A 14490-nucleotide genomic window follows, 5' to 3' on the forward strand; every position below is an offset into this window, starting at 1 on the left:
GCAATCGCAACCCGGTCCCGTCGCGCCACCACGGGCGTGCTGGTCGGCGTCCTGGTGGCCCCCGATGCCGCGTCCATCGCCGTGCCCGAAACCTTCGCGCGCTGGCGCCGGCTTACGCCGCTGGCAACATGGCTGCCGATCGAGCTCCGCGAAGCGAGCTATGCCGGCATCGTGAGCGGCGTTGCGGACGCACTCGATCGCGTCGGCATGATCCCGCGGCAGCTGATCCTGCTCGGCGAGGGATCGGTCGCGCGGCGCATGCTCGAACTGGCGCTGCGCGGTGAGCTGCCCTGCGGCGGCATTGTCGCGATCGACGTCGCCTCCGACGCACTGCCGTTTCACATCGTGCCGACGGTGACCGCGATCCGGCTCGTCGTTCATCGCAACGACGATGCGCCGCAAGGCAGCCTGATCGGCGCGTTGCGCGCCGCCGATCTCGACGCACGCATCATCCACGTCGATTTGACCGCCGGCCGTGGAACGGAAGCGGCCGCAGCGAGCGCAACTGAAACCTTCGTCCTGGAGCTGGTCGCAACGATCGGCCGCCGGACAACCGATGGAGCTGGTGACCCATGATATCGAAGACCTTCAAGATCGCGTGCGCGGGCCTGGTGGCCGCCGCCGCAATCGGCGCCGGCGCTTATGTCGCACATCGGCCGGACGGCGCAACGGACCATGCACCGGCAGCGACGCAGTCCGCCGCGGCAAAACCCGTCGTTCCGGTGACGGCGGCGAAGGTCCTGCAGCATGATGTGCCGATCGTGCTCGAAGGACTGGGCACGGTGACGCCGATCAATACGGCCACCATACGCACCCAGGTGCAGGGTACGCTCGACAGCGTCGATTTCGTCGAGGGCAAGCAGGTGAAGCGCGGCGACGTGCTCGCCAGGATCGACCCGCGGGTCTACGAGGCCCAGGTCGACCAGGCCGAGGCCGCGCTGGCGCGCGACGAGGCGAGCCTGAAGAACGCCAGGACCAATCTGGCGCGAACGCAGCCGCTCGCCAATCGCGGCTTTGCGACCCAGCAACTGCTCGACACCCAGGATTCGCAGGTCACGCAGGGCGAAGGCACGGTCGCGCTCGACAAGGCGGCGCTGGAAGCCGCGCAGACCCAGCTGAGCTTCGCCACGATCACCGCGCCGTTTGACGGCGTCACCGGCATCCGCCGCATCGATCCCGGCAACATCGTGCACCCGACCGACACCAACGGGCTCGTGGTCCTCACCCAGCTGCAGCCGATCGCGGTGATCTTCACGCTGCCGTCCGGCGAGATCCCCGGCGTGCGGCAGGCGCTGGCGTCCGGAGACGCCTCGGTCGACGTCTATGATGCACAGAACAAGCGCAAGCTCGACCACGGCAGCCTGATGCTGATCAACAACCAGGTCGACAGCACGACCGGCACGGTGCAGCTGAAGGCGTCCTTTCCCAATGCCGGCAACACGCTGTGGCCCGGCACCTTCGTCAACGTCCATCTGACGATCGCGATTCGTCACGACGCGCTCACCGTGCCGCTGACGGCGGTGCGCCAGGGACCGGACGGCAGCTTCGCCTATGTGGTCGGCTCGAACAATGTCGTCAGCATCCGCAATGTCACTACCGGCCAATCGCGCGACGGACAGGTCCTGATCGAGCAGGGCCTCGCCGCGAACGAGACCGTCGTCACCGCGGGTCAGTACCGGCTCAATCCGGGGACGACGGTCGAGATCTTGCCCGATGACAAGAAAGACCAGGTCCAGGACGCAACCACCGCAAGCGCAGGCATGCTGCCATGAACATCTCCGCAGGTTTTATCCGCAAGCCCGTCGCCACCGCCTTTCTGGCCATCGCCATCGTGCTGGTCGGCATGATCGCCTTCGTGCGGCTGCCGGTCTCGGCGCTGCCGACCGTGGATACCCCGACCATCCAGGTCACCGCGCAATTGCCCGGCGCCGATCCGCAGACCATGGCCTCCTCGGTCGCGACGCCGCTGGAGCGGCAATTCGGGCAGATCGCCGGCCTCACCGGCATGAGCTCTAGCAGCGGGCTCGGCAACACCCAGATCACGCTGCAATTCGCGCTGAACCGCAGCGTCGATGCGGCCGCCCAGGACGTGCAGACCGCGATCGATGCGGCATCGGGGCAATTGCCCAAGACCATGCCGTCGCCGCCGACCTTCCATAAGGTCAATCCGGCCGACGTGCCGGTGCTGCTGATCGCGCTGATGTCGGACACCGAGCCGCTGACCAAGGTCGACGACTATGCCGACAGCATTTTGGCGCAGAAATTGTCGCAGGTGCCGGGCGTTTCGCTCGTCACCATCGGCGGCATGCAAAAGCCCTCGATCCGCGTGCAGGTCAATCCGGCCAAGCTCGCCGCCGCGGGGCTCGATCTCGAGCAATTGCGCACCACGCTCGGCAACATCACCGTGAACCAGCCCAAGGGCGTGCTTTACGGCAGTCAGCAGGCCTACACGCTCGCCACCAACGACCAGGTGCTGGTCGCGAGCAAGTATGACGATCTGATCATCGCCTATCGCAACGGCGCACCGGTCCGCTTGCGCGATATCGGGCATGCCGTGGTGGCGGCCGAGGACATCACGCTGCATGGCTGGTACAACGACAAGCCCGCCGTCATCCTCGCGATCCAGCGTCAGCCCGGCGCCAACGTGATCAGCACGGTAGACGGCATCAAGAAGCTGCTGCCGCAGCTGGTGTCGAGCCTGCCGTCCGACATCAAGGTCCAGATCGCCTCCGACCGCACCCAGACCATCCGCGCCAGCGTCGCCGACGTTCAGCTCACTTTGGTGCTGACCATTGCGCTGGTGGTCGGCGTGATCTTCCTGTTCCTGCGCAATCTGTGGGCGACCATCATCCCCGCGGTCTCGGTTCCCATCTCGCTGATCGGCACCTTCGGCGTGATGTATCTGCTCAACTACAGCCTCGACAATTTGTCGCTGATGGGCCTGTCGATCGCGGTCGGCTTCGTCGTCGACGATGCCATCGTGATGATCGAGAACATCTCGCGGCATATCGAGGAAGGCCTCTCTCCAATGCAGGCCGCGCTGAAGGGCGCCGGCGAGATCGGCTTCACCATCATCTCGATCTCGGTCTCGCTGATCGCGGTGTTCATTCCGCTGCTGCTGATGGGTGGCGTGATCGGCCGCATGTTCCAGGAGTTCGCCGTCACGGTGTGCGTTGCCATCGTGGTGTCGGTGATCGTCTCGGTGACCCTGACGCCGATGATGTGCGCCTATCTGCTGTCGTCGCGCCAGGGCGCCAATGCTGGAGCGGTGTCGCGCGCGCTGGAACGCGGCTTTGTTGCGATCCAGGCGGCCTACGAGGCCGTGCTTGCCACGGCGTTGCGCTACAAGGCGACGACCCTGTCGGTCATGCTGGCGAGCGTCGTCCTGACCGGCTTGCTGTTCGTGGGCATCCCCAAGGGCTTCTTTCCTCAACAAGACACCGGCATGATCACCGGCATCACCGAGGCGTCGGCGGACATCTCGCCGGCGCAGATGGCGACGCTGCAACGAAGCGTCATCGACGTCATCGCCAAGAACCCCTCGGTCGCCAATGCGACCGGTTATATCGGACCGGGCGGCCCGACCGTGACCGAGAACAACGGCCGCCTTTTCGTGCTGTTGAAGCCGCGAAACGAGCGCAATGCTTCCGCCGATCAGGTGATCCGGCAGCTCGACACCGCGCTACAGAAGATCAAGGGGATGTCGGTGTTCATGCAGGCGACGCAGGACATCAATCTCGCCAGCCGGCTGTCCAAGACGCAGTACCAGTTCATCCTCACCGACGTGAACCAGGACGAGCTCAATCTGTGGGCCGGCAAGCTGTATCAGAAGCTGAAGACGTTGCCGGAACTGGCCGACATCGCCACCGACCAGGCCAACGCCGCGCGCCAGCTCAAGCTGCAGATCGACCGCGACGCGGCCTCCCGCCTCGGCATCGATCCGGCCGCGGTGGACAACACGCTCTATGACTCATTCGGCCAGCGTCACGTCGCCCAGCTGTTCACGACACTCAACACCTACTACGTGATCCTCGAGGTCGATCCGTCGTTCCAGCTCGGCCCCTATGCGCTCAACCGCATCTACGTCCGCTCGTCCGCGGGCACGATGGTGCCCTTGAGCCAGATCGCGAGCATCGACTACGGCACCGCACCGCTCGCCGTGAACCACCAGAGCCAGTTTCCGTCGGTCACGCTGAGCTTCAACCTGGCGCCGGGCACGGCAGTGGGGACTGCGGTCGCGGCGGTCCAGAAGGCGACCGCCGACCTGCACGTGCCCTCGACCGTGATCACCAGCTTCCAGGGCAATGCGCAGGCGTTCCAGGCCGCGCTCGCGTCGACGCCGATCCTGATCCTCGCCGCGGTGGTCGCCGTCTATCTGATCCTCGGCATGCTCTATGAGAGCACGATCCATCCGATCACGATCCTCTCGACCCTGCCGTCCGCCGGGCTCGGCGCCCTGCTCGCGCTGTGGGCCTTCGGCTTCGGGCTCGACGTGATCGGGCTGGTCGGCATCATCCTGCTGATCGGCATCGTGCAGAAGAACGGCATCATGCTGATCGATTTCGCACTGGAGGCCGAACGCCACCAGCATCTCCCTGCCGAGCAGTCGGTCTACTTGGCCTGCAAGGCGCGCTTCCGCCCGATCCTGATGACGACGATGTGCGCGATGCTCGGCGGCGTCCCGCTGATGATCGGCACCGGCACCGGATCGGAGCTGCGCCAGCCGCTCGGCTTTGCCATCGTCGGCGGGCTGATCGTCTCGCAGCTGATGACGCTGTTCACGACGCCGGTCGTGTACATCTATCTCGACGGCTTGACCCAATGGATCAACCGAATGCGCCGCAGCCGTTCAGCTGAGCCTGCGGCACATCCGACATTGTCGAGCTGAACGTTGCCGCGGAGACGCGCATGGACATGCGTCACATAGAGATGCGAGGGACGAGCGGAGTGCGCGAGGCCGCGTTCCGCTTCTGGGCGATCAGGACCTTTGCCGCAATGCTGGGCGAAATCGGAGGCCATGCGGTCGCGGGCAAGGGCAGCCACGTCCTGGCCGCGGCCGGCGTGGTGTCGATCGGGGTCCTGTATGCGCGCGACCGTGCCGGTCGGATCGCCTTCTGGCCGGTGCTGGTCGGCGTCCTGGTCCTCAGCGCGGCGTTGGCCCATATAGCGGACCGGTCGCTCGGGATCGGCGATCTTGTCGCCTCCGTTCAGCTGGCGGCGCTGTTCGCGCTCGCCCTGATCGTCTGGGCCCGGGTGGCGGGAACAACGGGATTTCTCTGCGTCGGCACGGTCCGCGACCAGGCTCCGTTCTGGATCGTCGCGATGCTGGCGCAGGCATTCGCCAGTTCATTAGCCGACTGGGTGGTGGACCCCGGCCAGACCGGCTCGTCCATCGTGCTGCTGGCCGTCGCAATCGGCCTGCCGGCGGTCGCCGCGGCCCGATGGGCGCGGATCGCGCGTCCCGCGCTGTTCTGGACCGCGTTCGTGCTGACCGGGATTCTCGGCGCGCTATGGGGCGACATGTGGATCCGCCTGGTGGGAGCCGGCCAGGCGCTCTCCACCTGACGCGCGATGAGATCGGGTCGAATCGTCATCGCGCTTCTGCTTGCAATAGCCGGGCAGGCCCGCGCAGCACGCCGCAGCAATCACCGCGTCTCTCTCAGACCGCCCGGCGGCGTTGGCCGCGCCACCAAAGGCCGAAGGCGATCGTGACCGCGGCGGCCAGCGAGAACCAGGTGATGGCGTACTGCATGTGGTCGTCCTTGAGCCGCACCTTGAGCGGTCCGGGCTTCGGCGTGCCGCTGTCGGGCACCGGCGCCTCGAGGTCGATATAGAACGGCGCGACCTGTCCCCAGCCGAGCGTCTGCGCCATCGCGCGATGATCGCGCACGAACCACAGCCGCTTCGGCAGATCTTCCTTCGGCGTCAGCCGGCCCGGCGGCTCGGGAAAGCGGATGTAACCAGTCAGCTCAACCGGCGCGCCAGTGACGAGACGGGCGGCGACGCGATCCTCGAAGGCACGGTCCTGCATCGTGTTCTGGACAAAGCCGGTGTTGATCACGACCGTCTCGCCGCTGGCGAGCTTGGCCGGCAGGAACGCCCAGGTGCCGGGTCCCGCGACATCGTCGCGTACTGCCGAGCCGGAGCTGAAGACCATGGCGTCCGGTTGTTTCGCGTAGGTTGCGGTCAGCGTAACGCGGCGGAATTCATCCTTGGCCGAGGTCACCGCAGGCCACGCCGATGGCGGCGGCAGCGCCTCGGTCGGGGCGGCCAACCGCTCGTCGAGCACGGCAATCAGCGCATGCTTCTCGACCCTGCGCTGCAACTGCCAAACGCCGAGGGCGATGAACACCGCGATCAGGATCAGCGTGAAAATACCGAAGCCGGCCGCGCTCGGCCGCTGAGAGCCCTTTGACGCGTTTCCTCCGCGCGAACCGGTGCCCACTTCGCTGGAAAACGCCTCGTTCGTCGCATCATTCATTGCGGGTCGCGCTCGATCAATTGGCCTTCGGCGGCCTTGTGGTGGAATTGCAGCGCGATCAGCAGCGCCTTCATCGAACGCAGCGGCAGGATCGTGGTGACCACGATCAACGGTAGCCACAGCGCGGCGTGAACCCAGAACGGCGGCTGGTACTTCACCTCGACGATCAGCGCCGCCGCGACCACGATGGCGCCGGCCAGCATGATGACGAAGATCGCCGGACCGTCGCCGGCATCGATGAAGGCGAAGTCGAGGCCGCAGGCCTGGCAGCGCGGCGCCAGCGTCAGGAAGCCGGAATAGAGCTTGCCCTTGCCGCAGCGCGGGCAGCGGCAGGCGATGCCGCGCAGCGCGCTTTCGGTCACAGTGGGCGGGGTGTCGGTCATCGGTTCTCTTCAAAAGCAAAGGGGGCGGCCATCGGGCCGCCCCCTATTAGCACGTCAGTGTGGTTAGTGTGCGCCGTGCGCCATGGACTCGGCGCCGTGGCCCCAGACGTAGATGCAGATGAACAGGAACAGCCAGACCACGTCGACGAAGTGCCAGTACCAGGCGGCGAACTCGAAGCCGAGGTGCTGCTTCGGCGTGAAGTGGCCGGCATAGGCGCGGATCAGGCAGACCAAGAGGAAGATGGTGCCGACCAGCACGTGGAAGCCGTGGAACCCGGTCGCCATGAAGAAGGTCGAGCCGTAGACGTTGCCGCCGAACGAGAACGTCGCATGGGCGTACTCATAGGCCTGCACGCAGGTGAAGCAGGCGCCGAGGATCACGGTGAGGATCAGGCCCTGCTTGAGGCCCTGGCGGTCGTTCTCCAGCAGCGCATGGTGCGCCCAGGTGACGGTCGTGCCCGAGGTCAGGAGCAGCAGCGTGTTGAGCAGCGGCAGATGCCAGGGATCGAAGGTCTCGATGCCATGCGGCGGCCAGGTGCCGGGGACCGAGCAGGCGCCCATCGCCGTGCCGGCGCCGCAGCCGAACACCGCATCGCGGGTGGCGTGCACCGCATCGGCCGGGAACAGCGCCGAATTGAAGAACGCCCAGAACCAGGCGACGAAGAACATCACTTCGGAGGCGATGAACAGGATCATGCCGTAGCGGTGGCTGATCTGCACCACACGGGTATGGTCGCCCTTGTACTGGGCTTCCTTGATCACGTCGCCCCACCAGCTTGCCATGGTGTAGAGCACGCCGATGGTGCCGACGCCGAACACGATCGGCGCGGCGGAGAACATGTGGTGCATCCAGCCGATCGCACCGAGCGCCATGATGAAGGCCGAGACCGAGCCGACCACCGGCCACGGGCTCGGGTCGACGAGATGATAGTCGTGATGCTTGACTTGCGCCTCAGCCATTGCCGTCTCTCCATTCGCGTGCCGCAAGGCACGTCTTAATCTTGAATTCCAGAACTAGCCGCCCTTGCGCTGCTCCGCCTCGCCCGCAGCCACGGGCTTCGGCGCGGCATCGCGCACGGGGAAGAAGGTGTAGGACAAAGTGATGTTCTTCAGCGTGTCGTTCTCGCTGTCCTTGGCCAGCGCAGGATCGACATAGAACACCACGGCCATCTCGCGCTTTTCGCCCGGCGCCATGGTCTGTTCGGTGAAGCAGAAGCAGTTGATCTTCTGGAAATAGGCGCCGACCGTCAGCGGCGCGACGTTGTAGGCAGCCTGTCCTGTCGTGGCGCGCGCCGACTGGTTGGTCACGGTGTAATAGACCGTGACGACCTGGCCGATCTTGACGTCGATCGTGTTCTGCTCGGCCTCGAACTTCCAGGGCAGGCCCGGCGCGACGTTGGAATCGAAGCTGACCGAAATGGTGCGCGCAAGCGGCGCATCCGTCGGCACCGAGGTCGCGACCTGGGTGGTGCCGTTGAAGCCGGTGGTGCGGCAGAACCAGTTGTAGAACGGCACGGCCGCGTAGGACGCGCCGACCATCAGCACCACTACGAAGCCGCAGATCGACGCGACCATGGCGTCGCGCGTCAGCCCGCGGCGCGTGACCTTGGCGCCCTCGCCTTGCGGAGTCTGCGGCGCGCTCTGGTTTGCCATCTCACTCACAGCGGCCGCACCAGCACGGCCGGCCCCTTGACGAGGGTGACGGCGAAGAACAGTACGACCATGACGCCGAGCGCGAGCGCAATGGCGATCGAGCGCTGGCGACGGCTCTTGAGCTGCGCCTCGGTGAGGACGATTCCTTCTGGTTCGTGTTTCTCGTCCATTGGTATCCCATGCGCCCCCATCCTGCCCCCCGGCGTCCCTACCCGATGAAGACAGGCAGGATCGCGCGGACGACCACCTCGGCGAGGAGGACGGCAAACAGCGCGAACAGATAAAGGATCGAGAAGGCGAACAGCCGGCGCGTGGCCTTGTTGGCTGCAACGCCCTCACGGCGGCGATAGACCTCGATCGCGAGCCACAGCATGCCGGCGCCTGCTACCAGCGAGGTGACGCCGTAGATCGCGTCGAAATAGCCGAGCGGCCACGGCGCCAGCGCGATTGCGACCAGCACGATGGTGTAGAGCAGGATCTGCAGCCGGGTCGCGTCGGGACCGGCGACCACGGGCAGCATCGGAATGCCGGCGCGCGCATAGTCGTCGCTGCGGAACAGCGCCAGCGCCCAGAAGTGCGGCGGGGTCCAGAAGAAGATGATCAGGAACAGCAGGATCGGCTCGACCGAGAGCGAGCCGGTCGCGGCCGCCCAAGCCACCACCGGCGGCAGCGCGCCGGCAGCACCGCCGATCACGATGTTCTGCGCGGTCCAGCGCTTCAGCAGCATCGTGTAGATCACGGCATAGAAGAAGATGGTGAAGGCAAGCAGCCCGCCCGCGACCCAGTTGACCAGGATGCCGAGCGTCATCACCGAGAAGAAGGCGAGCGTCAAGCCGAAGGCGGCGGCCTCGGCCGAGGTGATCCGGCCGCGCGGGATCGGCCGGTTGGCGGTGCGCGACATCAAGGCGTCGACGTCGCTCTCATAGGCCATGTTGAGCGCGCCCGAGGCGCCGGCCCCGACCGCGATGCAGAGGATCGAGGTGAATGCCAGCACCGGATGGACATGCACCGGCGCGATCATCAGCCCGACCAGCGCGGTGAAGATCACCAGCGACATCACGCGCGGCTTCAACAGCGCGATGTAGTCGCCCACTTCGGCCTCGGAAATCCGGGGCAGCTCGATGGCGTTGTGATCGACAACCGACAAGATCAGGTCTCACTTCTCTCAAAAGGCGCGGCGCACCCAGGGTGCGCCGCGTTGTCTTGGACTTACTGCACGCGAGGCAGCACTTCGAACTGGTGGAACGGCGGCGGCGAGGTCAGCGTCCACTCCAGCGTGGTCGCACCCGCGCCCCACGGATTGTTCGCAGCCTGCTCCTTGCGGACGAAGGCATCGATCACGCCGTAGATGAAGATCAGCACGCCGATGCCGGAGATGTAGGAGCCCCAGGAGGAGATCAGGTTCCAGCCGGCGAACGCATCCGGATAGTCGACGTAGCGACGAGGCATGCCCGACAGGCCGAGGAAGTGCTGCGGGAAGAACACCAGGTTGACGCCGATGAAGGTGAACCAGAAGTGGGCCTTGGCGATCCGCTCCGAGTACATGTAGCCGAACATCTTCGGGAACCAGTAGTACCAGCCGGCGAAGATGCCGAACACGGCGCCGAGCGACAGCACGTAGTGGAAGTGCGCCACCACGTAATAGGTGTCCTGCAGCACGCGGTCGACGCCGGCATTGGCCAGCACGACGCCGGTGACGCCGCCGACGGTGAACAGGAAGATGAAGCCGATCGCCCAGATCATCGGCGCCTTGAACTCGATCGAGCCGCCCCACATCGTGGCGATCCAGGAGAAGATCTTCACGCCGGTCGGCACCGCGATCACCATCGTGGCGGCGACGAAGTAGGCCTGCGTCGCCGACGACATGCCGACAGTGTACATGTGGTGCGCCCACACCACGAAGCCGATGCCGCCGATCGCGACCATGGCGTAGGCCATGCCGAGATAGCCGAACACGGGCTTGCGCGAGAAGGTGGAGACGATCTGGCTGACCATGCCGAAGGCGGGCAGGATCAGGATGTACACTTCGGGGTGACCGAAGAACCAGAACAGGTGCTGGAACAGCACGGGATCGCCGCCGCCGTCGGCCGCAAAGAAGGCGGTGCCGAAATTGCGGTCGGTCAGCAGCATGGTGATCGCACCGGCGAGCACCGGCAGCGACAACAGCAGCAGGAACACGGTCACCAGGATCGACCACACGAACAGCGGCATCTTGTGCAGGGTCATGCCCGGCGCGCGCATGTTGAAGATCGTGGTGATGAAGTTGATGGCACCGAGGATCGACGACGCACCGGCGAGATGCAGCGACAGGATCGCGAAATCGACCGCAGGTCCCGGATGGCCCGAGGTCGACAGCGGCGCGTACATGGTCCAGCCCGCACCGACGCCGTTGGCGCCCGGCTCACCCTCGACGAAGGTGGACAGCAGCAGCAGCGCGAACGAGGCCGGCAGCAGCCAGAACGAGATGTTGTTCATGCGTGGGAACGCCATGTCCGGCGCGCCGATCATCAGCGGCACCATCCAGTTGCCGAACCCGCCGATCATCGCCGGCATGACCATGAAGAAGATCATGATCAGACCGTGCGAGGTCACGAACACGTTATAAGTGTGCGTTTCGTGGAATATCTGGACGCCCGGGTACATCAACTCGGCACGGATCGCGATCGACATCGCAGCGCCGATGATGCCCGCGATCACCGCAAAGACAAGGTACATCGTACCGATATCCTTGTGGTTCGTGGAGTAGAGATAGCGCCGCCATCCGGTCGGATGGTGGGCGTGATCATCATGGGCGTGATCGTCGTGTGTCGCTGCGCCTGTCGCCATGTTCAAAATCCTGCCTTGCAGTCCCTCTTGGACCTTGCGGTCCCATCGCCCTTATTCCATCCGCGCCGCAAGCCTTGGGGCCTTAAGCCTTGGGGCCTTAACCCTTGGGGCCTTAACCCTTGGGGCTTACTGCGCCGCCTGACCAGCCGAGGCGTAGGAATTCGCCGGGTTGGTCGCAAACTTCTTCTTGGCCCCTTCAACCCAGGTCGCGAATTCCTGGTCGCTGACGACCCGCACCGCGATCGGCATGAAGGCATGGTCCTTGCCGCACAGTTCCGAGCATTGGCCGTAGAACACACCGGTCTTGGTGGCCTTGAACCAGCTCTCGTTGAGGCGGCCGGGGACCGAGTCGATCTTCACGCCGAAGGCCGGCACCGCGAAGGAGTGGATCACATCGGCGCCGGTGGTCTGGATCCGCACCACCTTGTTGACCGGGACCACCATCTCGTTGTCGACGCCGAGCAGCCGGGGCTGCTTGTCCTTGTCGAGCAGCGAGTCGAACTCGAACTTGCCGTTATCCGGGTAGGCGTAGGACCAATACCACTGCTTGCCGGTGACCTTCACGGTCAGGTCCGGCTTCGGTACGTCGAGCTCCAGGAACAGGAGACGGAAGGACGGCACCGCGATGCCGACCAGGATCAGGACCGGGATCAGCGTCCAGGCCACTTCGATCAGCGTATTGTGGGTGGTCCTGGAGGGGACCGGGTTGGCCTTGGCGTTGAACTTCACCACCACGATAACGAGCAGCGCCAGCACGAACAGGGTGATGACGGTGATCAGCACCAGCAGGAAATTATGAAACCAGATGATGTTTTCCATCACCGGGGTCGCGGCTTCCTGCAGCGTGTGCTCCCACGGTGCCGGCTGCCCCATTTCGGCGAGGGCCGACCCCGCGGCGACTGACGCCACACCCGCCACCGCCAACCCCAGCAATTGCCTGCCCAACCGGCCAATCGACATCTTCATGCCGTTCGCGCTCCCTTGCATTATTCCCCAACGCACCCCCGGCACGTGACCGGAGATACAGCACGATCCGCCCTGACAAATGGCCTTCCGGACATACCCGTCTCTGAGTCAAGGTGGGTACGGGAGCCAGATCGCTAGAACGCGTCGAAATCCAGCCTCTCAAACCATAATTCGCAGGCGCTCGCAATGCAGTAGTACGGCCGAAAGCCATGCGCGTGCGATGAAGCTGCCGCTTGCGAATTTTCCCGCAAAATCAAGCGAAAGTCGCCGAAACAGCGCCGCGCACTGTTGACAGGTGGATTACCGGATGTACGCACAGACGGGATGGCCCGCAGGAACCTGATTCGCTGCGGGCTGCCCCAATCCGGCGCGGGAATGGCTTCAAGATCGCCTTCAAGGCGCCCAATTGCGGTATCAGTCGACTGATGCGTGCTACCCGGCGGCCTCGACGGCCGGACCGACCGAACAATCAAAGGATCGACCCCGGATGGGCGCTTCGAAAATTCAGGCAGAACGAAAGGCCGGCTGGCTCGGCGGCTTGCTGATTCTGGCCCTTTCTCTCGGCCTGACCCAGCCGGCGAACGCGCAGGGCGCGGTGCGCTCGGTCCATGGCGACTGGCAGATCCGCTGCGACACTCCGCCCGGCGCCCAGGCCGAGCAATGCGCTCTGATCCAGAGCGTGGTAGCCGAAGACCGCTCCAATGCCGGCCTGACCGTGATCGTGCTGAAGACCGCCGACCAGAAGAGCCGCCTGATGCGCGTGGTCGCCCCGCTCGGCGTGCTCTTGCCCTCCGGCCTCGGCCTGAAGCTCGACAACCAGGACGTCGGCCGCGCCGGTTTCGTCAGATGCCTGCCCAATGGCTGTGTCGCCGAGGTCGTGATGGACGACAAGCTGCTCGGCCAGCTCAAAAACGCCAAGACCGCGACGTTCATCATCTTCGAGACCCCGGAAGAGGGCATCGGCTTTCCGCTCAGCCTGAACGGGCTGGCGGAGGGCTATGACAAATTGCCCTAGGCCGGCTGCTACGCGCAATTACTGCGTAGCACCGCCCGCATAATAATCGAACAGCCCGCTCGCCTCCGCAGAGAGCCAGTCGGCCTCTCCTGTCATGTAGCCCTCGACCTGTCCAGTGATGCCGATCAGGAATGAGATCGGCATGCCGTAGAGCGCGAAAGGCGTGTCGAGCTCGGCAGCGTCGACGCGCGACACGAGACCGCCGGGATCGAAGCCGATCGCAAGATGGCGGAGCTTGAGCTGCTTGACATAGGGCGCGACCAGTGCGCGGTTGCGATCGGTGCTGACAGCGACGACCGCAAGATCGCTACGGCCGCTGGCGGCGAGGCGATCCAGCATCGGCAGCTCGCTCCGGCACGCCGCGCACCAGGTGGCCCAGAAGTTCACCAGCACCAGTCTGCCCTTGGACGAGGTGAGATCGAGCGCGCCGCCGGCGAGCGCCGGTATCGCCACCTGCGGCACCGGGCGGGCGCCTTGAACCAGCGTGAACTGGTGGCGGATGGTGCCGAACGGCGGTGGTCCCGACGCTGCGCGGAGGCGTGCTGCCGGCATCGCGAGCGAGACGCCGGCGCCGATCATGCCGGCGACGACGGCGCGGCGGGTGGGCACCTGAACAGAAGTCATGGCGGTTACTCCGCTTGCGTTGATGGCCAGATCGCTCAGGACCGGATGTAGGACCAGCCGGCTTCCTGCAATTCGATGATGCGTCCGGGCCCGTTCGGCACCAGATCGACATTGTCGAGCAGGACCAGCGGATGTCCCTCAGCACGCTCCATGCCGAGCTTGGTGGCTTCGCAGACCACGAAGCGGATGTCCGGCGTGAGCCCCCGAACCACCCGCAACAGGTCCTTCACCGGCGAGGTATCGGCGCGCAGCATGTGGACACCGGCATTGTAGGCGACGACCTCGATCTCGAACGGCTCGTTGCGCTCCCGATAATATTTCGGAAGATTGAGCGCAGTCGAGATCAGCGCCCGCATCGTGGTCGGATCGTCCGAGTTGATAGGCAGCACCACATGGTGCACGCGCGGCTCGGGCTTCTTCAGCTCGACTTTGGAGACCGCCGCGACCGAGCCGGTGAGCAGCAATGTCACGGCGAACGGCACCGCGAAGGCCAGTGCGAGCCCCGCGGCCAGCGTCAGGATGCGGCGAGAGAAGCGCATCGC

The 14490-nt window shown here is 65.3% G+C and carries 15 protein-coding genes; 5 read left to right on the top strand and 10 right to left on the bottom strand.

Going from position 1 to position 14490, the window contains the following annotated elements; translation table 11 throughout:
• Window positions 1-171 precede the first annotated feature (171 nt).
• Genes ACVWW1_RS26570 through ACVWW1_RS26585 form a run of 4 tightly spaced genes read left to right on the top strand, consistent with a single transcriptional unit; the run spans window position 172 to window position 5565 of the window.
• Window positions 172-576, top strand: coding sequence for a hypothetical protein (locus ACVWW1_RS26570; protein ID WP_456657960.1), 405 nt, complete (start codon window positions 172-174; stop codon window positions 574-576).
• Complete coding sequence (locus ACVWW1_RS26575; RefSeq protein WP_456657961.1) at window positions 573-1772, top strand: efflux RND transporter periplasmic adaptor subunit; 1200 nt, start codon at window positions 573-575, stop codon at window positions 1770-1772. Before ACVWW1_RS26570 ends, ACVWW1_RS26575 begins: the two co-directional genes overlap by 4 nt.
• Window positions 1769-4888 carry an efflux RND transporter permease subunit gene (locus ACVWW1_RS26580; protein WP_456657962.1) on the top strand — a complete coding sequence of 1040 codons (3120 nt, stop codon included), beginning with the start codon at window positions 1769-1771 and terminating at the stop codon, window positions 4886-4888. The genes ACVWW1_RS26575 and ACVWW1_RS26580 overlap by 4 nt, the downstream gene beginning before the upstream one ends.
• 20 nt (window positions 4889-4908) lie before the next feature.
• Window positions 4909-5565, top strand: a complete 657-nt coding sequence (locus tag ACVWW1_RS26585; RefSeq protein ID WP_456657963.1) for a hypothetical protein — start codon at window positions 4909-4911, stop codon at window positions 5563-5565.
• 94 nt (window positions 5566-5659) lie between these two features.
• Here ACVWW1_RS26585 and ACVWW1_RS26590 read toward each other — a convergent pair whose 3' ends face one another.
• From ACVWW1_RS26590 to coxB, 8 genes are all read right to left on the bottom strand, one after another.
• Entirely contained in the window at window positions 5660-6481 is an 822-nt protein-coding gene (locus tag ACVWW1_RS26590; RefSeq protein ID WP_456657964.1) for an SURF1 family protein, read from the bottom strand.
• A complete protein-coding gene (locus ACVWW1_RS26595) occupies window positions 6478-6864 on the bottom strand; it encodes a DUF983 domain-containing protein (protein WP_092119130.1) in 387 nt (128 codons plus the stop codon). Before ACVWW1_RS26595 ends, ACVWW1_RS26590 begins: the two co-directional genes overlap by 4 nt.
• 63 nt (window positions 6865-6927) lie before the next feature.
• Entirely contained in the window at window positions 6928-7824 is an 897-nt protein-coding gene (locus ACVWW1_RS26600; protein ID WP_092119134.1) for a cytochrome c oxidase subunit 3, read from the bottom strand.
• A 54-nt stretch (window positions 7825-7878) separates the two neighbouring features.
• Entirely contained in the window at window positions 7879-8517 is a 639-nt protein-coding gene (locus ACVWW1_RS26605) for a cytochrome c oxidase assembly protein (RefSeq protein ID WP_176528845.1), read from the bottom strand.
• A 5-nt stretch (window positions 8518-8522) separates the two neighbouring features.
• Window positions 8523-8687 (bottom strand): CoxF protein, encoded by a 165-nt coding sequence (locus tag ACVWW1_RS26610; RefSeq protein WP_194458181.1) that lies wholly within the window; start codon window positions 8685-8687, stop codon window positions 8523-8525.
• A 38-nt stretch (window positions 8688-8725) separates the two neighbouring features.
• Window positions 8726-9664, bottom strand: coding sequence for a heme o synthase (locus ACVWW1_RS26615; protein WP_176528843.1), 939 nt, complete (start codon window positions 9662-9664; stop codon window positions 8726-8728).
• 62 nt (window positions 9665-9726) lie between these two features.
• Window positions 9727-11343, bottom strand: a complete 1617-nt coding sequence (ctaD, locus tag ACVWW1_RS26620; protein ID WP_176528842.1) for a cytochrome c oxidase subunit I — start codon at window positions 11341-11343, stop codon at window positions 9727-9729.
• 126 nt (window positions 11344-11469) lie between these two features.
• Complete coding sequence (gene coxB / locus ACVWW1_RS26625; RefSeq protein ID WP_176528841.1) at window positions 11470-12309, bottom strand: cytochrome c oxidase subunit II; 840 nt, start codon at window positions 12307-12309, stop codon at window positions 11470-11472.
• A gap of 487 nt (window positions 12310-12796) precedes the next feature.
• On the opposite strand from coxB, the gene ACVWW1_RS26630 reads away from it, so the two are divergent.
• Window positions 12797-13324 carry an invasion associated locus B family protein gene (locus tag ACVWW1_RS26630; RefSeq protein ID WP_176528840.1) on the top strand — a complete coding sequence of 176 codons (528 nt, stop codon included), beginning with the start codon at window positions 12797-12799 and terminating at the stop codon, window positions 13322-13324.
• Window positions 13325-13342: 18 nt separating this feature from the next.
• Here the strand turns inward: ACVWW1_RS26630 and ACVWW1_RS26635 are convergent, their stop codons facing one another.
• Window positions 13343-13948 carry a redoxin domain-containing protein gene (locus ACVWW1_RS26635; protein WP_456657965.1) on the bottom strand — a complete coding sequence of 202 codons (606 nt, stop codon included), beginning with the start codon at window positions 13946-13948 and terminating at the stop codon, window positions 13343-13345.
• Window positions 13949-13983: 35 nt separating this feature from the next.
• The gene (locus tag ACVWW1_RS26640; protein ID WP_456657966.1) at window positions 13984-14487 is read right to left on the bottom strand and encodes a DsrE family protein; all 504 of its coding nucleotides are present in this window, start codon (window positions 14485-14487) and stop codon (window positions 13984-13986) included.
• Between the last annotated feature and the right edge of the window lie 3 nt (window positions 14488-14490).

This window comes from Bradyrhizobium sp. JR3.5 (assembly GCF_054057015.1).

Excerpts from the sequence above, each read along its gene's own strand:
- ACVWW1_RS26575 (WP_456657961.1), top strand. The coding sequence starts at position 573 with ATGATATCGAAGACCTTCAAGATCGCGTGCGCGGGCCTGGTGGCCGCC.
- ACVWW1_RS26580 (WP_456657962.1), top strand. The coding sequence starts at position 1,769 with ATGAACATCTCCGCAGGTTTTATCCGCAAGCCCGTCGCCACCGCCTTT.
- ACVWW1_RS26585 (WP_456657963.1), top strand. The coding sequence starts at position 4,909 with ATGGACATGCGTCACATAGAGATGCGAGGGACGAGCGGAGTGCGCGAG.
- ACVWW1_RS26590 (WP_456657964.1), bottom strand. The coding sequence starts at position 6,481 with ATGAATGATGCGACGAACGAGGCGTTTTCCAGCGAAGTGGGCACCGGT.
- ACVWW1_RS26595 (WP_092119130.1), bottom strand. The coding sequence starts at position 6,864 with ATGACCGACACCCCGCCCACTGTGACCGAAAGCGCGCTGCGCGGCATC.
- ACVWW1_RS26600 (WP_092119134.1), bottom strand. The coding sequence starts at position 7,824 with ATGGCTGAGGCGCAAGTCAAGCATCACGACTATCATCTCGTCGACCCG.
- ACVWW1_RS26605 (WP_176528845.1), bottom strand. The coding sequence starts at position 8,517 with ATGGCAAACCAGAGCGCGCCGCAGACTCCGCAAGGCGAGGGCGCCAAG.
- ACVWW1_RS26610 (WP_194458181.1), bottom strand. The coding sequence starts at position 8,687 with ATGGACGAGAAACACGAACCAGAAGGAATCGTCCTCACCGAGGCGCAG.
- ctaD (WP_176528842.1), bottom strand. The coding sequence starts at position 11,343 with ATGGCGACAGGCGCAGCGACACACGACGATCACGCCCATGATGATCAC.
- coxB (WP_176528841.1), bottom strand. The coding sequence starts at position 12,309 with ATGAAGATGTCGATTGGCCGGTTGGGCAGGCAATTGCTGGGGTTGGCG.
- ACVWW1_RS26630 (WP_176528840.1), top strand. The coding sequence starts at position 12,797 with ATGGGCGCTTCGAAAATTCAGGCAGAACGAAAGGCCGGCTGGCTCGGC.
- ACVWW1_RS26635 (WP_456657965.1), bottom strand. The coding sequence starts at position 13,948 with ATGACTTCTGTTCAGGTGCCCACCCGCCGCGCCGTCGTCGCCGGCATG.
- ACVWW1_RS26640 (WP_456657966.1), bottom strand. The coding sequence starts at position 14,487 with ATGCGCTTCTCTCGCCGCATCCTGACGCTGGCCGCGGGGCTCGCACTG.